Source organism: Kitasatospora sp. NPDC052896 (assembly GCF_044547075.1).
Lineage (GTDB): Bacteria > Actinomycetota > Actinomycetes > Streptomycetales > Streptomycetaceae > Kitasatospora.
This window is the reverse complement of record NZ_JBITZU010000046.1, coordinates 1-22,890: the sequence shown is the minus strand read 5'-3', so window position 1 is coordinate 22,890 and position 22,890 is coordinate 1. Positions and strand designations below refer to the sequence as shown.

The window sequence follows — 22,890 nt, the reverse complement described above, 5'->3', positions numbered from 1 at the left end:
TCCAACAACCGCTTGTCCAACGACCCCGCGTTCACCCCGATCCGGATCGGCACCCCCGCCGCCGACGCCGCCTTCGCGATCTCCCCCACCTTGTCATCGAAGGCCTTGATGTTCCCCGGATTCACCCGCACCGCCGCACACCCGGCCTCGATCGCCGCGAACACGTACTTCGGCTGGAAGTGAATGTCCGCGATCACCGGGATCCCGGACTTCTTCGCGATGACCGGCAACGCGTCCGCATCGTCCTGCGAGGGCACCGCCACCCGCACGATCTGACAACCCGACGCCGTCAACTGCGCGATCTGCTGCAAAGTCGCGTTGATGTCAGCCGTCACCGTCGTGGTCATCGACTGCACCGACACCGGCGCGTCACCACCCACCGGGACGTTCCCGACCATGATCTGCCGGGACACCCGGCGAGTCGCCAGCGGCTTGAGCGGAAGGGACGGAATACCGAGCGAGATCGCGGTCATGTGCGCAGTTTTCCCGGGGTCGAGGTGATGGTCCTACCGGGGCGCCGAGATCCGCGCTCCCGGCGTCCAACGGTACGGCACCCGGGGAGCGCCCCTGACACGCGCCCGGCCCGGGCCCGGTCCACCAGGACCGGACACGGGCCGGGGCACCGGCGGGCCGGCGCTAGCTGATCTTGACCGGGTTGACCAGGTCGGCCGCCAGGACCAGCAGGGTGAAGCCGACGAAGACGCTGGCCACCACGTACGCCAGCGGCATCAGCTTGGCCACGTCGAACGGGCCCGGGTCCGGCCGCTTGAGCAACCGGGCGGCCTGGCGGCGCAGCGACTCCCAGAGCGCGCCGGCGACGTGGCCGCCGTCCAGCGGCAGCAGCGGCAGCATGTTGAACAGGAAGAGCGAGAGGTTGATCCCGGCCAGCAGGTTCACCATGAAGGCGATCCGCTGCGAGGCCGGCAGGTGCAGCGCGAAGACCTCGCCGCCGACCCGGGCGGCGCCGACCATGCCGACCGGCGAGTCGGCCGAGCGCGGGGTGCCGTCGAAGACCGAGTCCCACAGGCCCGGGATCTTGCCCGGCAGCGCCAGCAGCGAGTGGATGCCGCTGTCGGCCATCTGGTACATCCGGTCCACGCTGTCGCCGAAGCCGAGCTGGACCACGCCGGTGGTGGGCGTGATGCCGAGGAAGCCGGTGTCCACCGTCTGCCCGGGGATCGGGTCGCCGTTGCCGTCCAGCTTGGCCAGCGTGTTCTTCTGGATGGTCGCGGTGGTGGCGACCTGGTGCCCGCCGCGCTCGACCACGATCGGCACGGTCCGCTCGGCCGAGTCGCGGATGTCCGCGGAGAGCTGCTTGTAGTCGTGGATCGGGTGGCCGGCGAAGGAGACGATGGTGTCGCCCGCCCGCAGCCCCGCGGCGGCGGCCGGGGAGGCCGGCGCGTCCTTCGGACAGGTGTCGCTCGCCTGGCTGACCGGGACCACGCACTGGGAGACCGAGCTGATGGTCGGCAGCGACTCCGGCACCCCGAAGCCCATCATCGTGGCCAGGAAGAGCCCGAACGCCAGGATCAGGTTCATGAACGGCCCGGCGAACATCACGATGACGCGCTTCCAGGGGGCCCGCTTGTAGAACAGCCGGTCCTCGTCGCCGGGCAGCAGCTCCTCGTAGGAGGCCTGCCGGGCGTCCTCGATCATCGACCGCCAGGGCGAGCTGCTGCGCTTGGTGATCCGGCCGTCGGGACCGGGCGGGAACATCCCGATCATCCGGATGTACCCGCCCAGCGGGACGGCCTTGAAGCCGTACTCCGTCTCGCCCTTCTTCCGGGACCACACGGTCGGCCCGAAGCCGACCATGTACTGCGGCACCCGGATGCCGAAGAGCTTCGCCGTCGAGAGGTGGCCCAGCTCGTGCCAGGCGATCGAGATGAGCAACCCCACGACAAAGACCACGATGCCGAGCACCGTCATCACTGCAGTCACCGCTGGTCCTCCGTCATGCCGCTCCCACTCGCCATCATCCACCCGGCTCCGCGGGGCGTCAGCCCGCCGCCAGCTCGCGGGCCCGCACCCGGGCCCAGCCCTCCGCATCAAGGACGTCCTCGACGGTGAGCGAAGTTCCCCGCGGGGTCCCGTGCTCGGCCACCACCTTGGCCACCGTGTCCACGATGCCGGTGAAGGCCAGCCGCCCGTTCAGGAACGCCTCCACGCACTCCTCGTTGGCGGCGTTGAACACCGCGGGCGCCGTGCCGCCGAGCGTACCCACCTCACGCGCGAGCGCCACCGCCGGGAAGGCCTCGTCGTCCAGCGGGAAGAACTCCCAGGTGGCCGCCTTGGTCCAGTCGCAGCCGGGCGCGGCGTCCGGCACCCGGTCCGGCCAGCCCAGGCCCAGCGCGATCGGCATCCGCATGTCCGGCGGGCTGGCCTGGGCCAGCGTGGAGCCGTCGGTGAACTCCACCATCGAATGGACCACCGACTGCGGGTGCACCACCACGTCGATCCGGTCGAACGGCAGGTCGTAGAGCAGGTGCGCCTCGATCACCTCCAGGCCCTTGTTGACCAGGGTGGCCGAGTTGATGGTCACCACCGGGCCCATCGCCCAGGTCGGGTGGGCCAGTGCGTCCGCCGGGGTGACCGCGGACAGCTGGTCGCGGGTCCGACCGCGGAACGGGCCGCCGCTCGCCGTCACCACCAGCCGGCGCACCTCGCGCGGGGTACCGCCGGTCAGCGCCTGGAAGATCGCCGCGTGCTCGGAGTCCACCGGCACGATCTGACCGGGCCGGGCCACCGCCCTGACCAGCGGGCCGCCGACGATCAACGACTCCTTGTTGGCCAGCACCAGCACCCGGCCGGCCCGCAGCGCGGCCAGCGTCGGGGCCAGGCCGATCGAGCCGGTGATGCCGTTCAGCACCGAGTGGCAGGGCAGCGCGGCCAGCTCGGTGGCGGCGTCCGGGCCGGCCAGCACGGTGGGCAGCGGCCGGCCGTCGGCCCGGGCGGCCAGCGCCGCCCGCAGCGCCGGCTCGGCCTCCGGGCGGGCCACCGCGACGGTGTGCACGCCCAGCTGGAAGGCCTGCTCGGCCAGCAGGTCGACCTGTCCGCCGGCCGCCGAGAGCGCGACCACGCGGAACCGGTCCGGGTTGCGCAGCACGATGTCGATGGCCTGGGTGCCGATCGAGCCGGTGGAGCCGAGGATGACCAGTTCCCGCGGGCCTGACGGGTCGTCGACGGCCGGGGTGAAGCGCAGCTGCGGGTGGGCGAGCGAGTTCATGGGCTCCATTGTGGCCCGAGCCGCCGCCCGCGGCCGACCCCGGTCACCGCACCGCTGTCCCGGGCAGGGCGATGCCCCGCCACCGGCGCGCGGTGGCGGGGCATCGACGGGGTGCCCGATCGGCCGGCCGCCTAGAGGTCCAGGCCGGTGAGCACCAGCACGCGCTCGTAGGTGAAGTCCTCCATCGCGTACTTGACGCCCTCGCGGCCCACCCCGGAGTCCTTGACCCCGCCGTACGGCATCTGGTCGGCCCGGTAGGACGGCGCGTCGCCGATCACCACGCCGCCGACCTGCAGCTCCCGGTGCGCCCGGAAGGCGGTCTGCACGTCGTGCGTGAAGACGCCCGCCTGCAGGCCGAACGCGGAGTCGTTGACCGCGGCGAAGGCCTCGTCGGTGCCGTCCACCCGGTGCAGCGAGAGCACCGGCCCGAAGGCCTCGGCGGTGGCCAGGATCGCGTCCGCGGGCAGCTCGGCGAGCACGGTCGGGGCGTACGTGGCGCCCTCCCGGGTGCCGCCGGTGAGCACCTTGGCGCCCTTGGCGACCGCGTCCTCGACCCAGGCCTCGACCCGCTTGGCGGCGTTCTCGTCGACCAGCGGGCCGACGTCGGTGGCGTCCTCGGCCGGGTCGCCGGTGACCTGCGCCCGCACCTTGGCGACCACCTTCTCCACCAGCGCGTCGTAGACCGCGGCGTCGGCGATCACCCGCTGCACCGAGATGCAGGACTGGCCGCCCTGGTAGTTGGCGAAGGTGGCGATCCGGGAGGCCGCCCAGTCCAGGTCGGCGTCGGAGGAGTAGTCGGCGAGCACCACGGCCGCGGCGTTGCCGCCGAGCTCCAGGGTGACGTGCTTGCGCGGCACCGAGTCCATGATCTGGTAACCGACCCTGTCCGAGCCGGTGAAGGAGATCACCGGCAGCCGGTCGTCCTGGACCAGGGCCGGCATCTTGGCGTTCTCGACCGGCAGCACGCTCCAGGAACCGGCCGGCAGCTCGGTCTCGGCCAGGATCTCACCCAGCACCAGTGCCGAGAGCGGGGTCGCCGGAGCGGGCTTGAGGATGATCGGGGCGCCGACCGCGATCGCCGGGGCGACCTTGTGGGCGACCAGGTTGAGCGGGAAGTTGAACGGCGCGATGCCCAGCACCACGCCGCGCGGGAACCGGCGGACCACCGCGAAACGGCCCACGCCGCCCGGGTCGGTGTCCAGCCGCATGGTCTCGCCGTTGGTCCGGCGGGCCTCCTCGGCCGCCCAGCGGAAGACCGAGACGGCTCGGCCGACCTCACCGCGGGCCCACTTGATCGGCTTGCCGTTCTCGGCGGTGATCAGCCGCGCGATCTCCTCGGTGCGCTCGGCCAGCCGCTTGGAGACGTGGTCCAGGGCGGCGGCGCGGACGTGGGCCGGGGTCGCGGCGAACACCGGGGCGGCGGCGACCGCGGCCTCGACCGCCTCGTTCACCTGGGCGTCGGTGGGCACGCTCACCGTGCCGACCAGCCGACCGTCCCAGGAGTTGCGGACCTCGAAGCTGCTGTCGCCGGTCTCCTGGCGACCGGCCAGCCAGAATGCGTGGGTCGTGGTGGTGGTCACGGTCGTACCGGCCCTCTCCTCGTCGTGGCAGCCCCACCGCTGTGGTGCCGCCCACCACGGTAGGTCTCCGAACGGCCTGGGCGGATTAGCCGGTCCGTAGCACCGGGCCGGCCGGGCGCTCCACCACGGACAGGTGGTCCCGCCCGGACGTCCCGCTCAGTCCTCGCCGGAGCGCAGCGCGAGCCAGAGCTCCATCCGGACGTCGGTGTCGTCCAGCGAACGGCCCAGCAGTTCCTCCACCCGGCGCATCCGGTAGCGCAGGGTGTGCCGGTGCACTCCGAGGTCGGCCGCGGCGGCGTCCCACTGACCGTGCCGGGAGAGCCAGGCGCGCAGGCTGGCCACCAGGTCGCCGCGCGCCGTCCGGTCGTGCTCGCGCAGCGGGCGCAGCAGGCCCTCGGCGAACGCGGCCACCGCCTCCTCGCCGAGCAGCGGCAGCAGCGAGCCGGCCCCGACCTCCTCGTGCCCCACCGAACGCCGGCCGCCGCGCAGCGCCACCGCCAGCGCCCGCTCGGCCTGCGCGTAGGCACCACCGGCGTCCTCCACCGGCGCCGGGGCGGAGACGCCGATGGCCAGCCCCTCGTGCTCCTCCACCACACCCAGGCAGGCCCGGTGCACCGCACCGCCGTCCACCGCGAGCAGCACCAGCCGCTCGGCCTGCGCGCCGCCGTCCTTGCCGTCCTTGCCGTCCTTGCCGGCCGGCTCGCGGGCCACCAGCAGCTTCTCGCCGGCCCGGCCGCCGGCCGCCTCGGCCCGCTCGGCCAGCTCGGTCAGGTCGTGCGGCGGCGCCTCCCCGGGCGCCCGGTCGCCGCTCGGGGCGGCGCCGGCGACCAGCACGCGTATCGTCCCCTCCGGCAGGCCGCCGAACAGGCTGGTGGCCACCTGGCGGGCCGTCGCCACCTGACCGGCGAGCACCAGGCGCAGCAGTGCGGCGCCCATCCGCTCCTCGGCGAACCGCAGCTCGCGGGAGCGCTCCAGGGTGAGGGTGAGCAGGGCCACCGCGGCGTTCAGCACGTAGCGCTCGGTCGGGGTGATCCGGTCCTCGGTGCCGACCGCGAGGAACCCGCGGGCCCGGCGGTCCGCACCGAGCGACTGGACCACCACGAAGTCCTCGTCCGCGGTGTCGAAACCGGGGGCACGGCCCTGCAGTGCGGCGCTGGCCGGAGCCGGCCGGCGGCGCAGCCGGTCCACCTCGGCCGCCAGCCGGGCTGCTCGCCGGGCGGCCCAGTCCGGGGCGACCACCGAGAGCGCGCCGGAGCTGTCGTACAGCGCGGCCCAGCCGCCCAGCCGGGCGGCCAGCCGGCGGACCACCGCGGCCGTGCCGTTCTGGCCCAGTGCGGCCCGGGTCAGCTCCTCCTGCGCCTCGAAGCTGGTGGTCACCGCCTCGTACTGCTCGGCCGCCAGCGCCGCCGAGACCGCCTTGCTGATCGCGATGAACGGCGTCGGCTCCGGCACCCTCAGCAGCGGCAGGCCGCGCTGGGCCGCCGCCTCCACCAGCGGCTGCGGCACCTCGGTGTGCGACAGGCCCACGCCGAGCCCGAGACCCACCACGCCCGCGTCGGCCAGCCGGTGCACGTAGCTCTGCAGGCCCTTGGCGCTCTTGCCCAGCTTGATCCCGGTGGTGAGCAGCAGTTCGCCGCCCTCCAGGAACGGCGTGGGGTCGTCCAGCTCACTGGTGTGCACCCAGCGGACCGGGCGCTCCAGGTGGTCCGCGCCGGCGAGGACCGTGAGATGGAGCGAGGAGTTGCGCACGACGGAGGCGAGTGTGGGGGGCATGGCACCTTCGGTGGGACGACCCGGCCGCGGCGTTGCGGCCGAGCGGCGGAGGGAGCGTCGCTCTCATGGGGGGCTACCCCCTCATTATGGACGCTGCGGACAACCGGCGTCGCCGAATCCACCGCTGCGTAGCTAACCCCCGCCGGCCGTCCTCCACTCAGTCCCGCAGGTCCACCAGCAGCGGCGGCACCTGATCACCCGTCACCGTGGTCAGCGAGACCACCGCGTGCCCGGCCGGCAGCGCGTGCGCCAGGTCGGACGGCGACCAGCGCTGCCGCTCCACCTCCCGGGTGGTCACGCTCTCGGTCTGCGCGCTCGTCCCGGACAGTGCCTTCCGAACCAACCGCCCGGTCTTGCGCAGCAGCCCGCCCGAGGTGTCCGGCGCCAGCGTCACCGCCTGCTCGCGGACCAGCACCGTCCCCCAGGCCTCCGAGAACAGCTTGCCGTCCCACGGCGCGATCCCCGGGAACGCCATCCGGCAGCCGACCGCGCCGAACAGCGGCGCCCGCAGCGCCTCCGGCAGATCCACCAGGCTGCGCAGCAGCAGCACCGCCCCGGCGTTGGCCCCGCGCATCCGCTGCATCCCCTGCACCGTGCTGGAGTCCAGGGCCGCCGACGCGTCGTCCACCACCAGCCCGGCGAACAGCGAACAGTCCTCACGGACCGCCGCGGCCTGCACGAACTGGCCCACCACCAGCCGCGAGAGCATCCGGGCCGCCTCCGGATGGCTGCGCTCCGGCAGCTTCACCCGCACCCGCAGCGGGTGCTCCAGGGCCCGCATCGCGAAGGCCGGCCGCGCCGATGGGCCGCCGCCCGGACCGAAGCACCCCGCGAAGGCCGGCCGGTCCAGCAGCGCCAACCGGTCCGCCAGCAGCGACCCCGGGTCGTCCACCCGGCCGTGCTGACGCTGCCGGTGCTGCACGTCCGGCTCGTGCGCCGCCAGCCGCCCGCTCCCCCGCAGCGCCTCCACCAGCGCCGCCCAGCCCTCCGGCTCCCCGCCCAGCAGCGCCCGCAACTCCCGCACCGACGGGTAGCGCCCGTACCCCGCGTGGAACGGCCCGACCACCTGCTGCACCGCCATCCGCGCACCCTCCGCGCGCGACGCCAGCTCGTCCGGCAACAGCGCGTCGGCCAGCCGGGCGGCGGCGACGTCGGGATCCTGCGCGGCACCGTACAGGTCCAGGCCGTAGACCGACGTCGGGTCACCGGGCGCGATCACCACGTCGTACCCCGCGTCCGGCCCCAGCTCCGCCTCGGCCGCGCCGACCACCACCACACACGCGGTCCGGGCCAGCGCCTGCAGGCAGAGCGCCTCGGCCACCGGCCGCGCCAACCGCGCCGTCTTCCCCGTCCCGGCCGGCCCCACCGCGAGCAACGACGTGCCCAGCAGCTCCTGGTCCAGCGCGAACCCGGCTCCCCGGTGCCCCGCCGGATTCTTCGGCACGTCCTGTGCCGTCCCCAGGCGGACCTGACCCACCAGCAGGTCGTGCTCCGCCGTCCGCACCGGCAAGTCCCGCGCCTCCGACGGATGCGCACACGCCGCCGCCCCCCGCGCTGCCACCTGCTCCCCGAACGCCCCCACCAAGCCGGGATCCGCCCCGACCTCCCGCCAGACCCGATGGATCCGCACGTAGTCCACGTCACTCACGGCACCGGCGGCGGTGTCCTCCTCGACCGCCCCCAACACCCCCTCAAGCCCTGCGGCCCGCAGTACACCCCAGGGGTCAGAGGTGGTCTCCGAGGTGCCCTCCGGGCGGTCGACCTCATTCCGCCCACCCTCCTCATCGGTGACGGCATGGGTCCGCAATGCTTCGGCGACCCGCCGCAGCCTCGCCGGTGCCAGATAGCGGCGGTAAACCTCCATCCAGCGCCCCATGAAGCCGAAAATGACCACAACGACCACGGCCACCCCGAGCTTGACGAGGTACTCGACCAGGACGATCTGAAGCTCGGAGGGGTTACTGGGCCACACGGTCAGCCGGATCGTGTAGAGGACGACCACCGCGCCGTAGTGGTAGGCCAGCCAACCGGCCACCACGTTCAGTGCCGCACGCGTCAGGAGCGGCCAAGAGGGCACACTCGAGTCCCCCGTGCGAACCGAAGCAACCGCTCGGTAGCCAAACCGGTAGACACCCACCGGAGCCGCCGAGCGCGGCGTGCCCAGCCAGCGCCCCAGGTCGAACGCCGCCCGCCGAGCCGTCCGCGGCAGTTGCTGGGGCATCCGGCCGGCGGTCTCAGGGGCTCGGGCGGCGAGGTCGGTCGTTGGCCCCTGCGTGCCGTCCAGTCCCATTGCGGTCCCGCTCCCTTGCCCCGACGCACCCGGCAGTTCCCTTACCCATGCCGCCGACCCGGCGACACGCCCGCGCTCAATGTAGTGGAGGGGCCGGCCCCGGACCGCCTGCCGCAGACCCTGGCCGGGCAGGACAAGTCGGACGGCGCAGTGCGCCCGAGTGGCGCATGCCGCGCCCCCGGCGGCGGCCTTAGCCTGCCAGCACCGGACTGTTCGGGCCCTGCCGACGCCCCGACCGCCCCGGTTCCCCAACCCCGGTTCCGCGTACGCCGCGACACCGCCGATACCTCTGGAGAACCCCATGAGCGCCGCACCGCAGCTCCCGCAGGAGCGCCGTCTGGTCACCGCGATCCCCGGCCCGAAGTCTCAGGAGCTGCAGGCCCGCAAGCTGGGCGCGGTGGCGGCCGGGGTGGGCACCACGCTGCCCGTGTACGTCGCGCGCGCCAACGGCGGCGTGCTGGAGGACGTGGACGGCAACTCGCTGATCGACTTCGGTTCGGGCATCGCCGTCACCAACGTCGGCAACAGCGCCGAGGCCGTGGTGGCCAAGGCGACCGAGCAGCTGGCCGCCTTCACCCACACCTGTTTCATGGTGACCCCGTACGAGGGCTACGTCGCCGTCGCCGAGCAGCTCAACGAGCTGACCCCGGGCGACCACGAGAAGCGCACCGCGCTCTTCAACTCCGGCGCCGAGGCGGTCGAGAACGCCGTCAAGATCGCCCGTGCCTACACCAAGCGCACCGCCGTCGTGGTGTTCGACCACGGCTACCACGGCCGGACCAACCTGACCATGGGCCTGACGGCGAAGAACATGCCGTACAAGCAGGGCTTCGGTCCGTTCGCCCCGGAGATCTACCGGGTGCCGGTGGCCTACCCGTACCGCTGGCTGACCGGTGCCGAGAACTGCGCCGCCGAGGCCGCCGCGCAGGCGATCGACGTCATCACCAAGCAGATCGGCGCCGAGAACGTCGCCGCGATCATCATCGAGCCGATCCAGGGCGAGGGCGGCTTCATCGAGCCGGCCAAGGGCTTCCTCTCGGCGATCGTCGAGTTCGCCAAGGCCAACGGGATCGTCTTCGTCGCGGACGAGATCCAGACCGGCTTCTGCCGGACCGGCCAGTGGTTCGCCTGCGAGGACGAGGGCATCGTCCCGGACCTGATCACCACCGCCAAGGGCATCGCCGGCGGCCTGCCGCTGGCCGCGGTGACCGGCCGCGCCGAGATCATGGACGCCGCGCACGCGGGCGGCCTGGGCGGCACCTACGGCGGCAACCCGGTGGCCTGCGCCGCCGCGCTGGGTTCCATCCAGACCATGCGGGAGCTGGACCTCAACGCCAAGGCGCAGCGGATCGGCGAGGTCATGCTCGGCCGGCTGCACGCGATGGCCGAGAAGTTCGACGTGATCGGCGAGGTCCGCGGCCGTGGCGCGATGGTCGCGATCGAGCTGGTGAAGCCGGGCTCCAAGGACCCGAACCCCGAGGTGACCGCCGCGGTGGCGAAGGCCTGCCACGCCGAGGGCCTGGTGGTGCTCACCGCCGGCACCTACGGCAACGTGCTGCGTTTCCTGCCGCCGCTGGTGATCCCGGAGCACCTGCTCACCGAGGGCCTGGACATCATCGAGAACGCCTTCGCCGGCGTCTGAGCGCGGCGCCCGGACGACGCGTCTCAGCGCGGCGCCCGAACGACGCGCCCGCTCGCGGTGCCTGAACACCCCTCGGTCGATCCGGGATCGGTGCGCCCGTGCCCTGCCGGCACGGGCGCACACCGACACCCGAGCGGGCGTGGAGGTTGCACCGGCTCCCGTGAAGATGCTGTGCGAAAGCTGAGAACCCGGACCCGGGCCTGGACGCGTTGACGTAGTGTCATCACAGATGGACAGCGAGCCTCACCTCCCGGCCGGTCTTCCGGCCGCCGAGGGCACCAACGAGGACAACCAGGCGCCGTTCGCGGCGCCGACACAGGACCGATCGACCGGCCGTCCGGCCCATACCCCCCGGGGCGCGCGGAGCGGCGATCACCCCAGCCGCCCCGGAGCTCTCCCCCCCGCTCCGGGGCGGCTCCTCCGCGCTCCGGCGTCGACTCCGGCACCGGCTCCGAGATCCGCCCTCGCCTCGCCCGTGCTGCCGGCCGTGCTGGCCGTGCTGCTGGCCCTGGTCTCCTGGCAGGTCGCCGTCGCCGGGCCGCTGCTGGGGCTGGACCGCCGGATCCGCGACGGCGTCCAGCACGCCCGGGAGGTGTGGCACAGCGTGCCGCTGAACGACCTCGGCCAGCTGCTCTCCGACCTGGGCGACCCGCTGCCGGCCTACGCGGTGCTGCTCGGAACGGCGGCGCTGGCCGCCTGTCGGAGCCGGCGGGCCGGGCGGCGGCGCTGGTGGCTGCCGCTGCCCTCGGCGCTGCTGGCCGCGGTGCTGATCCCGCTGCTGGTGGTGCCGGCCAAGGACTACTTCTCCCGGCCCGGGCCGCTCGGGCCACCGCTGCTGCCGGGCCAGCAGGGCTGGTACCCGTCCGGGCACACCAGCACGGCCGGCATCGCCTTCGGGGTCGCCGCGCTGCTGCTGGGCCGGACGCTGGCCGCGGCCGCGCGGCGCCGGCTGGCCGCGCTGACCGCGCTGCTCTGCTGCGGGGTCGGGCTGGGGCTGGTCTGGTGCGACTACCACTGGTTCCTGGACGTGCTGGCCGGCTGGTCGCTGACCGGCCTGGTGCTGTGGAGCCTGGCCCGCTGGCTGCCGAGGCCCCGGTAGCCGGTCACTCCTCGTCGTACCGGTGCACCAGCCCGGGCTCGCCGGTGTCCCGCCGCCAGGTCACCGCCGGTTCGTCCCTGCCGCCGAACCCGACCGGGTGACGGCCGACCACGTCCTCCGGAGGATTGCCAGGGACGCCCGGGGATATTGCTGAGCCTAGCTCAACATGTGGCTGGATCCCTACCACCGAAGGCGGCTACCCTGAGGCCACTTCCCCCGCCGAGGAGCCCCCGGATGACCAGCTCGCCCACCGACCCCGCCACCTTCACGGCACCGCCCGCCGACGGCGCGGCCGAGTTCACCGACGGCGCGGCCGAGCTCGCCGACGAGCTGGCCCGGGCGATGAAGCGGATCCGGCGCCGGACCATGGAGCGCCTGGAGCCCTACGGCCTCACCCCGGCCCAGGGGCGCGCGCTACGGGTACTGGCGCACGGGCCGGAGGGCGAGCTCCCCGGCCGCGCGATGCGACTGAGCGAGCTCGCCGAGCACCTGCACATCGCCCCCCGCTCGGCCACCACCGTGGTGGACGCCCTGGAACAGGGCGGCCTGGTCGAGCGGACCCCCGACCCGGCCGACCGGCGGGCGGTCGGCCTGGTGCTCACGGCGGCCGGCCGGGCCGCCGTGGACCGGCTGGCCCAGGTCCGGCACGAGGTCGCCGAGGAGTACTTCCGCACCGTGGCCGCGGCCGACGTGGCGGTCATGCTCCGGGTGCTCAGGACCGCGGAAGCGGCGCACCCGTCCGCTCCCTCGCGCGGCTGGCGAGCCAGGCCGGGCACCGCAGCGCCCCCGGACGTAGCGCGATGAGCCCCACCCCGGCGATCACCAGCAGCGCCGCGCAGCCGACCAACGGGCTGATCGACTCCCCGAGCAGCAGCCAGGCCGACGACATCCCGAACAGCGGGACCAGCAGCGAGTACGGCGCGACCGCGCTCGCGTCGTAGCCGCGCAGCAGGAAGCCCCAGGCACCGAAGCCGAACAGGGTCGAGAGCCAGCCGACGTAGGCCAGCGAGCCGAGCGCGGCCGGACCGGCCGAGGACAACGCGCGCAGGTCCGCGCCCGGGCCCTCCACCAGCAGCGACAGCGCGAACAACGGCACCGGCGGGACGGCGCTCACCCAGACCATCCAGCGCAGCAGGTCCGGCGGGGCCGCCCGACGGGTCAGCACGTTGGACAGCCCGAAGGCCGCGGCGGCCACCACGACCAGCGCGAAGCCCGCCAGTGGTCCGCCCGGCCCGTTGTCCAGGGCGGCCAACAGGATCCCCACCGAGGCGACGACCAGCCCGGCGACCCGCTGCCCGGACGGCCGCTCGCGCAGCATCCCGGCCGCGAACAGCACGGTGAAGACCGCTTGGCCCTGCAGCACCAGCGAGGAGAGCCCGGGCGGCATCCCGGCGTGCATGCCCAGGAAGAGCGACCCGAACTTCACCACCCCGAGCACCAGTCCCACCGCCAGCACCCAGCGCCAGGCCACCCGCGGCGGCCCGACGAGGAAGACCGCCGGAACGGCCACCACGGTGAACCGCAGGGCACAGAAGAGCAGCGGCGGAAAGGTCCGCAGACCGACGTCGATCAGCACGAAGTTGAGCCCCCAGACCGCCGCGACCAGGACGGCCAGGGCGATGTGACGGGGTTTCATGGCAGCGGAGGAGGCGCCTTGCGGCGTGGTGCGTGCGGACATGTCCCGAGCTTGGCCGACACCAACCGTTCAGCACCAGCGAAGAATACTGAACCCCACTCTTCACCAGCACTAACGAATACCGGAGAATGACGCCCATGATGGATCTCGGACGGCTCCGCGCGCTGCACGCGGTCGCGGTGCACGGCTCGGTGGGCCGGGCGGCGGCCGCACTCGGTTTCACCGCCTCCGCGGTCTCCCAGCAGATCTCCAAGCTGGAGCGGGAGACCCGGACCGTGCTGCTGGAACGCCAGGGGCGCGGGGTGGTGCTGACCGACGCCGCCCGCGAGCTGGCCAGCACCGCGCAGCGGGTGCTGGCCCTGGTCGAGCAGGCCGAGGTCACCCTGGAGGAACAGCGCGGCCAGGCGGTCGGCCGGCTGACGGTGGCCGCCTTCGCCACCGGGGCACGCGGCCTGCTGCCCGGCGCACTGGCCGACCTGCGCGCCGACTGCCCGGAGTTGGACGTCCGGCTGATCGAGATCGACCCCTACCTGGCGGGCGAGCTGGTGGCCCGCGGTGAGGTGGACCTGGCGCTGGTGCAGGACTGGCCGACCGTCCCGCTGCCGGTCCCGGAGGGCCTCGCCCGGCTCGACCTCGGCCTCGACCCGGTCGACCTGGTGCTGCGCGCGGAGCACCCGTTGGCCCGGCTGGCCACGGTCCCGGTGGCCGAGCTGTGCGGCCAGCGCTGGATCAGCGTCCCGCCCGGCACCATCTGCCACGACTGGCTGGTGCGGACCATGCGGGAGGCCGGCGAGGAACCGGACGTCCACTATCAGGTCGGCGAGTTCGAGACCCAGCTGGCATTGATCGCGGCCGGCCTGGGGATCGGGCTGCTGCCGCGACTGGGCCGCGGGGCGCTGCCGGCCGGGGTGGTCAGCCGCCCGGTCCTGCCCGAGCCGACCCGGCGGGTGTTCGCGCTCTGGCGCAGCCAGGCCTCGCGCCGCCCGGCGATCACGGCGGCGCTGGAGGCGCTGCGGCACCACTGGCCGCTGCGCGACGCCGCCGAGGGGCCACCCACCACCTGAAGGGCGCTACGGCGCGCCGACCGCCAGCGGCAGGCCCAGGTGGGTCTCGGCCATCGAGCGGAAGCCGGAGCCGTCGGCGAGATGGATCTTCCGGAACTCCTCGGTGTCCACCAGGTCCAGCGCCTCCTCGGTGAAGTCGCCGACGGTCAGCCAGAGGCCGTGACCCGCCGACTCCTCCGCCACCGCCTCGGCCAGCATGCGCACCTCGGAGGCCCCCACCGCCCCGGGCCGCCGGGACGCGCAGACCACCCAGCGCCCGGGCAGCGCGCTGTCCACCGCGCCGCTCCCGGTGGCGACCAGGCCCGAGGCGCCGCTCAGCCGCACGCTCCAGTCCGCCAGCCCGCCCCGGGTGAACAGCTCGCGGACCAGGCCGGCGAACTCGGTGGGCGACAGGTCGGCCACCGCCGGGACGGCCGCCCCGGCGGTGGCGTACGGCGACACGGCCGCCCGGGCGAACGGGTCGGGGCTGACCGCGGCGCCCAGCTCGCGCAGCCGGGCCAGCGCCTCGTCCTGCTCGGCGGCCGCGTAGACGCCCGGCTCGGCCTCCTCGTCCGGGTCCGCGCCGCCCGGGACGAACCGGGTGCGGGCCAGCGCGTCGCGGTCGGCGTCGACGCTGAGCAGACAGGTCCCGCCGGCCTCGCGCAGCCAGCCGTTGAGCACCACGCCGGCCAGCACCCCGTCGGTGTCCACCGCGTCGGCTGCCTGCAGGGCGCGCAGCGCGAGCCGGGCGGCCAGCCGCAGGTAGTCGGCGGCCCGGTCGGCGGGCGACCGCGGCACCGGGGAGACCTGGCCCTCCTCACCCAGCCGGTACCCCTCCAGCGAGGGCACCAGGCCGAGCGGGGGCAGGTCCAGATCGAGCACGGCGGTTCTGGTCAGCGGCCGGTACACGGCCCGGCAGGCGGCCGGCAGGTCGGAGGTGGCCGCCTCCGCCGCCGCCAGCGCCCGTTCCAGCAGCGACTCGACGGCGGCCGGCTCGGCCTCCCGGTACGCCCGCCGGCATTCCTCCAGGCTGTCGTTGTACTCCTGCACCGCCCGGGCCCGGGCCAGTTCGGCCTGGTCGTGGGCCAGCCGGGACTCCGCCTCGGCCGGATCGGTGGCGGCCGCACGCCCGGCACGCCATTCGCGCAGGGCACGCTGGTGGGCCAGCCTGGCCTGGGCCAGCTCACGCTGGTAGCCCGAGTCCAGCAGGCGCCGGGCCGGGCCGGCCTCGGGATCGGCGGCGGGCGGCTCGGGCGGGGCGTAGTCCTCCCAGCGGGGTTCGCGGGCCGTCTCCGCGGTGGCCGGGTAGGGGCGCGGCTCGTAGCTGCGGCGCTGGCTCTCGAAGTCCATCGCGCTCACCGGCAGGGCGAGCCGGAGCAGCAGGCCGGCCAGCCGCTGGTGCTCGGCGCGCACGGTGGCCGTCCGGTGCCGGACCAGCTCCGCGGCCCGGGCGAGCTCCGTCACCGCCGATTCGGCTCCCTCCGGCAGCCCGTCGGACGGGCCGGAGGACGGGCCGGAAGCCCCGGCGCCGCCCTGGAACATCGAGGAAAGGAAGCCCGCGCGCAGGCCCGAGGTGCGGTCGGCGACCGGCTGGTGCTTGGTCGAGTCCTGCATCGGCGGTCGGTCCCCCATGGCTCGTCCGGCGGTTCTGGCGGGCTGCGCTGGCCGGGCACCCCGCCGTGGCGGCATACCCCCTGGTGTGCATTGTCCACCGTCGGGCCGCCCGGCGGGAGCGGACCGCCGGACCGGCCACGCCCGCCGGATCTCCCCATCCGGCGGGCGGCTTGTCGGCTTGTCGGATCAGAATGGCTCGATGAGACGGGGTCAGTTGGTACGGGTGTTGGTGAGGTGCAGGCCGATGTAGCCGACGTAGATCCGGCCGCTGCCCGAGCAGTCGTCCAGGTAGTGCAGCCGCGGCGCCGTCCGCCCGCCGCCGATCCGCAGATGGGCGCCCATGAAGGCGCGTCCGGTCGGGTCCACGCAGTCCGGGACGGCGAACATCCGCTCGCGCCGCATCTTGGCGTGGCTGCACACCGTCTGGGACTCGTTGCGAACCGCCTTGCGTGGCGGGAAGTGGCTGACACCGACCGGCGCGTGCTCACACCACCGCTTGAAGTCCCCACCGGCCGCCCCGCGCACGGCGACCGTGGCGTATTCCTGGAGCGCGGTCAGCCCCTCCCAGGTGAGCCTGACCCAGTTGACCCCACCGGTCTGGGTGTCCAGCGCCAGGGTCTCCTTCTCGTCACCGGTGAAGCTCAGCAGCGAGAACTCGTCCATCCGGTCGAGCAGCGCGGTGAAGCTGGCGGGCCCGTCGGACCCGGCCTCGGTCCAGCGGGCCGGCGCCGGGGCACCGCCGTCGGGCAGGCAGAGCCGGCCGCCCGAGGCGCGCAGGTGGAGTTCGCTCCGGCGGGCGACGTCCGGAGCCTGCCGCGCGCCCACCGGCTCCGCCGCGACGGAGGAGACATCGGCGGACGGTACTCCGGCGGACGGCCTGAGCGGTATCGGCCGCGGCCGGAGCGGGGGCACCCGGGTGAGCGCGGTCGGCGACGGCGCGACGGCGGCCAGTCGGCGTGGCTCCCGGGCGAGCAGCGCGGCGGCCCGGCGCGGTTCGGCCTCGATCCGGTGCCGGGGCAGCACCGGGTGGCGCAGCGCATCGCGCCGGGAGGCCGGATCGACCTCCGGAAGATAGGTGCGCACCGCGCCGCCGTAGACCGTGTGGAACTCCAGGGCCAGGTTGAACGCGACCCGGGCCTCCGGCCCGAGCACGTAGCAGACCGCCAGGCCGACCAGACCGCGGGTCAGCGGCCGCAGCCGCTCGGCCGTCCAGGCCGCCGGGTCGAGGTCGGCGGGGACACTGGCGACCACCACGGGCAGCCGGCGGGCGGGGTCACAGAGTTCGTCGATCACGTCGTCGACGTCGGCGGCGGTGAGGATCCGCGGCAGCGGGCGGACCTCGCTCGGGCCGTCCAGCGCGTCCAGCAGCGGTAGCAGGCTGCCGGCGAGTTCGGGGACCGGCACCCGGCCGGGTGTTCGCAGGCCGCTGTCGGCGGCCCGGTGGGCGGCCTCCAGCCGGACCCAGGTGGGGCCGTCGCCCTCGGTGGCGACCGTGAGGGTGAGCTGGTGGGTGCCGTGCGGGGCGGGGGTGCGCAGCCGGCGGCGGGTGTAGTGCCCGGACGGCAGGCCGGCGGGGTGGGCGTCCAGCGCACCGCCGTCGCGGTCCAGCAGGACGCGGTCGGCGAGCTGGTGGCGGGTGGCCGGGGGGGCTTCGGACGGGAGTGGCTGGTCGGCGGCCGCGCTCCGGGGCGGTGGCGGCGCCGGGTCGGGGAGCGGCGGGGGCTCCTCGTGCCCCTCTCGTTTCAGCCAGACCGCGAGGCACTGGTCGGCCAGCGCGACCACGTCGGCATGGGACTGACGGGTGGTCACCGTCATCCGGTAGGGGGTGCTCTGGCCGGGGGGCGGCTGGGCGGGGCGGGGGGCGGGGACGGCGACCGGGTGTGCGGCGGACGCCGTGGATCGATGAGTGGTCATGGGTGGTGCCTCCGTGCTGCCGGGTCGGGTCTGACGGTCCTCCATCGACGGGGTGGTGTCTGGCTCCGGGCCGACGGGTGCCGACCTGGTCCTTGGCAGATGAACGCGAATGCCCGGAGCTGGAGTTCCAGCTCCGGGCACCGTCAATTCGTTCGAGCGTCGCCGCCTGGTTACGAGGGCTTGCCGGCCTGGCCCACCAGATCCGCGGCCTCGCCGTGGCCGCACTGGCTCGGCACCGGCGAACCCGTCGGCTCCAGCCCGGTGAGGTCCCACCCGGAAAGGTCCAGCCCGGTGAGGTCCAGCCCGGTGAGATCGAGTTCCGGGGCCGGCGCCGGAACCCAGAGCGGGCAGCCCTCGGCGACCTGGTAGTTGGCCAGGATCACGACCGGACCGTCACCGTGGTTGTAGCCGATGTGGACCTGGTCGGCCTGCTCGACCAGGAACTGGCCTGGTCGGGTGATCTCCACCGTCCCGTCCTCCAGCAACCGGTGGAGCGTGCCGGACAGCAGGACCGCCTGCACGGGGCCGGGGTGGTAGTGCCAGCCGGTGTTCGTTCCCGGCTCGATGGTGATGGTACGGATCACGGCCATCTGGGGATCTGCTCCTGGACTCGACAGTCGTTTCAGGCTACTGACCCTCTGTTACCGCCGAAACCGAATCCGTACTCTTTGGCCGAAAGCACATCCGACAGAATCTCACCTTCCCAGGTGAATATTTTTCCCCAGCCGGCCCGTCCGATCAGCCCGTCCAGGGCAACTCCAGAAAGGTCCGCCCGCACGGCACCGCCTCGGCCGTCCCACCGCTGGCCTCGGCCAGCCAGGCGTGGAACCCCGCCAGCTCCGGCTCCGGCACACCGACCTCGATCCGCACCCCGGCGGCCTCGTACCGCAGGTCGCGAACCGCGTGCCCGGCGGCGCGCAGCTCGTTCTCCAAGCGGCCGGCGCGCGCGTGGTCCGCGCCGATCGCCAGCAGCGCCACCGGGCGGCGTTCGACCACCCCGACCGCGTCCACCGCCTCGGAGACCGCCCCGGCGTACGCCCGGACCAGGCCGCCCGCGCCGAGCAGCACCCCGCCGAAGTAGCGGGTGACCACCGCGACGGTGTCGGTGAGGCCCCGGCGACGCAGCACCTCCAGCATCGGCACCCCGGCCGTGCCGGCCGGTTCGCCGTCGTCGTTGGAGCGCTCGCGGCGCTGCTCGGCGCCGACCACGAAGGCGGTGCAGTTGTGCCGGGCGTCCCAGTAGCGCTTGCGGACGCCGGCGATGAACTCCTGCGCCTGCTCCTCGTCGGTGGCCCGGGCCAGCTGGCAGATGAACCGCGAGCGTTTGACCTCGATCTCGTGGCTGCCGGTCCCCCGGATGGTCAGGTACGGCTTCGGGGCTGGCTGCGGCATGCCCGCCAGCCTACCCACCGGCCGGCCGGGCCGGTCGCACACCCGTCCGCCCGGCCCCGGGCCACGCGGCTCAGCGGCCGGAGAGCGCGTCCAGCCGCTCGCGGTCCAGGCCGGTCAGCTCGGTCACCTCGGCGAGGTCCACGGCCCCGCAGTCCAGGCCGCGCAGCAGGTAACCGCTGAGCGCCCTGGCGGTGGCCGGCTCGTCCATCACGTCCCCGCCGGCCTTGGCCACGTAGGCGGCCAACCGGGCCGTGGCCGCCGACAGGCCCTCGCGGTAGAAGGCGTAGACCGCCGCGTACCGGGTGGGCAGGTGGGCGGGGTGCATGTCCCAGCCCTGGTAGTAGGCGCGGGCGAGCGAACGGCGGACCAGCCGGTGGTGCAGGTTCCAGGCGGCGAGGACCTGCTCGGTGGAGCCGGTCGGGATCACGTTGGTCGAGCCGTCCGAGAGCCGTACGCCGGTGCCGGCCGCGGCGACCTGCATCACCGCCTTGGCGTGGTCGGCCACCGGGTGCTCCATGCTCTGGTAGGCCGCGCCCACCCCGCAGGAGGCGCTGTAGTCGAAGGTGCCGTAGTGCAGGCCGGTGGCGCGACCCTCGGCGGCGTCGATCATCAGCGCGACGGTGGCCCGGCCGTCGGCGCCCAGGATCGCCTGGGTGGTCTCGATCTGGATCTCGAAGCCGATCCGCCCGGCCGGGAGCCCGGCCTGCCGCTCGAAGTCCTCCAGCAGCCGGACCAGCGCGGTGACCTGCTCGGGGTAGGTGACCTTGGGGAGGGTGAGCACGAGACCCGCGGGCAGCTCGCGGCCGTCGGCGAGCAGCGTGCCGAGGAAGAGCTCCAGGGTGCGGATGCCCCGGGCGCGGACCGGTGCCTCCATGCACTTGATCCGGATGCCGACGTACGGCGGGGCGGTGCCGTCGGCCACCGCGGCGGCGACCAGTCGGGCGGCCCGTACCGCGGCGGCGTCCTCCTCCGCGTCGGAGCGGGGGCCGTAGCCGTCCTCGAAGTCGATCCGGAGGTCCTCGATCGGCTCCCGCTGGAGCTTGGCCCGGACCCGCGCGTGCACCTCGGTGATCAGCTCGTCGGCCGGGACGCCGAGCGCCTCGGCCAGCTGGGCCGGGGTGGCGGCGTGGGTGTCGAGGGCGTCCAGCGCCCGGCGGCCCCACTCGGCCACGGTGTCGGCGGCGAACGCGTCGGCCGGTACGTAGACGGTGTGCACCGGCTGCCGGGAACCGGAGTCGCCCGGGTAGCGGCGGACCAGCTCGGCGTCGACCGGCCCGAGCAGGGCCTCCACGCCCGCGCGGGCGGCCGCGGAGAATGCCGGACCCCGCGGGGCTGCTCCGGCGGCGGCCACGCCGCCGTCCACCTCGACCTGCGACATCCGGGTTCCTCCACGGTCCACTCATTCAACAGTTTGTTGAGGTGAAGGTAACCGCGCCACCGGCGGCCGTCAATGGCGGCCCAGTACGCGGACGCCGGGCCGGGATCCCGCCGTGGGCGGGTCCGGCCCGGCGTCATCCGTCCGGGGTGTCGCTCGCCGCGGCGCTACTCGCGGCCCAGGCTCGCGTAGCGGTCCTGCAGGGCGGGCCACATCCGGCGCATGTCGGCGACGCTCACCGGGCTGCCGGGCTGGCGCCCGCTCACGCCGTACTGGCTGAACAGGAACTGGGCCAGCCGCTCCTCGTCGGGGTCCTGTCCGTGGCTCTCCTGATAGGCGATCAGTGCCTCGACGCCCAGGTCGACGGTGAGCTGCGGGCCCGCCGTCCCCGCCGCCTTCGCCTCGGAGCGCGGGGTCTCCTCGGGCACGTCGCCGGCCGGCTCCGCCGCCGGCTGCTCCTGACCGGCCTGTGCCGGCACCGGGACCCGGGGGGTGAACACGCTCGCGGCCGCCTGCTGGGCCTGCTGCCCGGTCAGCTGCCCCGCGCCCCACTGGCCGTTGAGCGGACCGGTCTCCGCATCGCGGGCGGGCTCCGCCACGGGACGCTCGGCGCCGGCCGAGCCGGCGACCTGCGCCGCCTGCGCGCGGACCGCCTGCAGCACCTCGGCCACCCGGGGGTCGGGCTGCTGCCGCACCGGCTGCTGCTGCTCGGGCCGGGCCGGCGTCGGCCGCGGCTCGCCGGCCTGTGGCTGCTGGGACTGCTGGGACTGATTCGGCTGCTGGCTCTGCTGCGGCTGAGCCGGCTGCGGCCGGAACCACGGCGACTGCTGGACCACGGGCTTGGCGACGTCCACGCCGTCGGCCGGCGGTTCAGCGGGGTTCGGCCGCTGCCCGCCCGGCGCGTCCTCCGCCGCCGGTGCACCGGTGATCGCCGGTACCTGGTGGTCCCGCGCCAGCCGGGCGCCCTGGATCCCCTGCACCGCCTGCGCACCCTGCGCGGCCCGAGCTGCCTGAGCCGCCTGGGAGGACGACTCCGAAGCGCCCTGGGCGTCCCGCCACCGGGCGGCGGCGAGCTTGGCGAGAGTCGGCACGGCGACGGCCGCGGAGACCGGCGGCACGGCGACGGCCGCGGAGACCGGCGGCACGGCGACGGACGACTGCGCGGGCGCCACCGCCGAGGTCACCGTGGTCCCCTGGCCCCCGAGCTCCCTGGGCAGCCCGCCGTCGAGCCGGTCCAGGCTGGTCACGTCGAGCGGGACACCGTACTTGGCCAGCTTGAGCGGCAGCAGCGCCTGGATCGGCGCCGAGCGCCGCCAGCCCCGCCCGTAGCGGAACCGCAGCTGGGCCCGGTAGACGAGACGGTTCTGCTCCAGCCGCACGACCTCGTCGTACGAGCGCAGCTCCCAGAGCTGCATCCGGCGCCAGAGCCGGAACGTGGGGACCGGCGAGAGCACCCAGCGCATCAGCCGGACCGACTCCATGTGCCGGTCCGCCGTGATCGCGGCGATCCGACCGACCGCGTGCCGCGAGGCCTCGACGATCACCACGAAGAGCACCGGGATGACCGCGTGCATGCCCATCCCGAGCGGATCGCCCCAGGAGGCCGCCGCATTGAAGGCGATGGTGGCGACCGTCAGCAGCCAGGCCGCCTGTCGCAGCAGCGGGAACGGTATGCGTAGCCAGGTCAGCACCAGGTCCAGCGCGAGTAGCACCACGATACCGGCGTCCACGCCGATCGGAAACGCGTACGCGAAGGTGCCGAACCCCTTGTGCACGGCCAGCGCTCTCACCGCCGAGTACGAACCGGCGAAGCCGATCCCGGAGATCAGGCAGGCGCCGACCGCCACCAGGCTGAGCAGTGCCCGGTGTGCGCGGGTAAGGGATGGACGTGCCATTCGTTGATCAACCCCTGGATCTCGGCTGCGGGCAGGCATGGCTGTTGGCTTCGGACCCGCCGCTGTCGGGGAGGGCTGGCTGTCAGAACTGCCGGCCGTCTCGGACCACCGGGATACTACTCGGACATCAGTACAGTCATTTCAGCAGGCCAGCCCTCGTGCCCTCGCAGAGCGCCGCTCCGTCGTCCAGGCTCCCGACGCGTGCTCACAGCGGCCGGCCTCACCTCCCCGGGCCCCTCCTGCCCGGCCTGAGGTCGCCCTCGGCAGCCCGGGCCTCCGGTCCGTCGACCGGTCCCGCCCACTCCGGTCCCGTTCTGGGTCCGGAAATGCGAGAAGCCCCTCCCGGTCTCCCGGAAGGGGCTTCTCAGAAAAATTGTTCGGCGGCGTCCTACTCTCCCACAGGGTCCCCCC

General features: G+C 74.3%; 17 protein-coding genes. 4 read left to right on the top strand and 13 right to left on the bottom strand.

The features are described 5' to 3' along the window. The 6 genes from ACIGXM_RS36560 to ACIGXM_RS36535 form a co-directional block, all read right to left on the bottom strand. The coding region (locus ACIGXM_RS36560; RefSeq protein ID WP_396568441.1) for a flavodoxin-dependent (E)-4-hydroxy-3-methylbut-2-enyl-diphosphate synthase at positions 1–473 on the bottom strand (473 nt) is incomplete at its 3' end. A 163-nt stretch (positions 474–636) separates the two neighbouring features. After that, a complete protein-coding gene (locus ACIGXM_RS36555; protein WP_396568440.1) occupies positions 637–1,941 on the bottom strand; it encodes a M50 family metallopeptidase in 1,305 nt (434 codons plus the stop codon). A gap of 58 nt (positions 1,942–1,999) precedes the next feature. Next, the gene (gene dxr, locus ACIGXM_RS36550; RefSeq protein WP_396568439.1) at positions 2,000–3,226 is read right to left on the bottom strand and encodes a 1-deoxy-D-xylulose-5-phosphate reductoisomerase; all 1,227 of its coding nucleotides are present in this window, start codon (positions 3,224–3,226) and stop codon (positions 2,000–2,002) included. Between the two features lie 131 nt (positions 3,227–3,357). Further along, the gene (locus tag ACIGXM_RS36545) at positions 3,358–4,806 is read right to left on the bottom strand and encodes an aldehyde dehydrogenase family protein (RefSeq protein ID WP_396568438.1); all 1,449 of its coding nucleotides are present in this window, start codon (positions 4,804–4,806) and stop codon (positions 3,358–3,360) included. A gap of 156 nt (positions 4,807–4,962) precedes the next feature. Beyond that, positions 4,963–6,579, bottom strand: coding sequence for a PucR family transcriptional regulator (locus ACIGXM_RS36540; protein WP_396568437.1), 1,617 nt, complete (start codon positions 6,577–6,579; stop codon positions 4,963–4,965). A 157-nt stretch (positions 6,580–6,736) separates the two neighbouring features. Continuing rightward, positions 6,737–8,656, bottom strand: coding sequence for an ATP-binding protein (locus ACIGXM_RS36535; protein WP_396568436.1), 1,920 nt, complete (start codon positions 8,654–8,656; stop codon positions 6,737–6,739). 514 nt (positions 8,657–9,170) lie between these two features. Here ACIGXM_RS36535 and gabT point away from each other — a divergent pair. The 3 genes from gabT to ACIGXM_RS36520 all read left to right on the top strand — a co-directional run bounded on the left by gabT (position 9,171) and on the right by ACIGXM_RS36520 (position 12,414). After that, positions 9,171–10,511 (top strand): 4-aminobutyrate--2-oxoglutarate transaminase, encoded by a 1,341-nt coding sequence (gene gabT / locus ACIGXM_RS36530; RefSeq protein ID WP_396568435.1) that lies wholly within the window; start codon positions 9,171–9,173, stop codon positions 10,509–10,511. Between the two features lie 475 nt (positions 10,512–10,986). After that, entirely contained in the window at positions 10,987–11,610 is a 624-nt protein-coding gene (locus tag ACIGXM_RS36525) for a phosphatase PAP2 family protein (protein WP_396568434.1), read from the top strand. A gap of 234 nt (positions 11,611–11,844) precedes the next feature. Beyond that, a complete protein-coding gene (locus ACIGXM_RS36520) occupies positions 11,845–12,414 on the top strand; it encodes a MarR family winged helix-turn-helix transcriptional regulator (RefSeq protein ID WP_396568433.1) in 570 nt (189 codons plus the stop codon). Here ACIGXM_RS36520 and ACIGXM_RS36515 read toward each other — a convergent pair. Further along, positions 12,323–13,246 (bottom strand): EamA family transporter, encoded by a 924-nt coding sequence (locus tag ACIGXM_RS36515; RefSeq protein ID WP_396568442.1) that lies wholly within the window; start codon positions 13,244–13,246, stop codon positions 12,323–12,325. The genes ACIGXM_RS36520 and ACIGXM_RS36515 overlap by 92 nt on opposite strands. Before the next feature lie 137 nt (positions 13,247–13,383). Between ACIGXM_RS36515 and ACIGXM_RS36510 the strand changes: the two genes are divergently transcribed. Then, positions 13,384–14,310, top strand: coding sequence for a LysR family transcriptional regulator (locus ACIGXM_RS36510; RefSeq protein ID WP_396568432.1), 927 nt, complete (start codon positions 13,384–13,386; stop codon positions 14,308–14,310). Positions 14,311–14,316: 6 nt separating this feature from the next. On the opposite strand, the gene ACIGXM_RS36505 is transcribed toward ACIGXM_RS36510, so the two are convergent. The 6 genes from ACIGXM_RS36505 to ACIGXM_RS36480 form a co-directional block, all read right to left on the bottom strand. Next, on the bottom strand, positions 14,317–15,903 hold the full coding sequence (locus tag ACIGXM_RS36505; protein WP_396568431.1) for a restriction endonuclease: 1,587 nt from the start codon (positions 15,901–15,903) through the stop codon (positions 14,317–14,319). 210 nt (positions 15,904–16,113) lie between these two features. Continuing rightward, the gene (locus ACIGXM_RS36500) at positions 16,114–17,817 is read right to left on the bottom strand and encodes a hypothetical protein (RefSeq protein ID WP_396568430.1); all 1,704 of its coding nucleotides are present in this window, start codon (positions 17,815–17,817) and stop codon (positions 16,114–16,116) included. A 170-nt stretch (positions 17,818–17,987) separates the two neighbouring features. Beyond that, positions 17,988–18,407, bottom strand: coding sequence for a cupin domain-containing protein (locus ACIGXM_RS36495; protein ID WP_396568429.1), 420 nt, complete (start codon positions 18,405–18,407; stop codon positions 17,988–17,990). A gap of 148 nt (positions 18,408–18,555) precedes the next feature. Further along, positions 18,556–19,209 carry a YigZ family protein gene (locus tag ACIGXM_RS36490; RefSeq protein ID WP_396568428.1) on the bottom strand — a complete coding sequence of 218 codons (654 nt, stop codon included), beginning with the start codon at positions 19,207–19,209 and terminating at the stop codon, positions 18,556–18,558. Between the two features lie 70 nt (positions 19,210–19,279). Beyond that, entirely contained in the window at positions 19,280–20,587 is a 1,308-nt protein-coding gene (locus tag ACIGXM_RS36485) for a DUF6986 family protein (protein ID WP_396568427.1), read from the bottom strand. 164 nt (positions 20,588–20,751) lie between these two features. Continuing rightward, the gene (locus ACIGXM_RS36480) at positions 20,752–22,479 is read right to left on the bottom strand and encodes a DUF2637 domain-containing protein (protein ID WP_396568426.1); all 1,728 of its coding nucleotides are present in this window, start codon (positions 22,477–22,479) and stop codon (positions 20,752–20,754) included. Positions 22,480–22,890 lie beyond the last annotated feature (411 nt).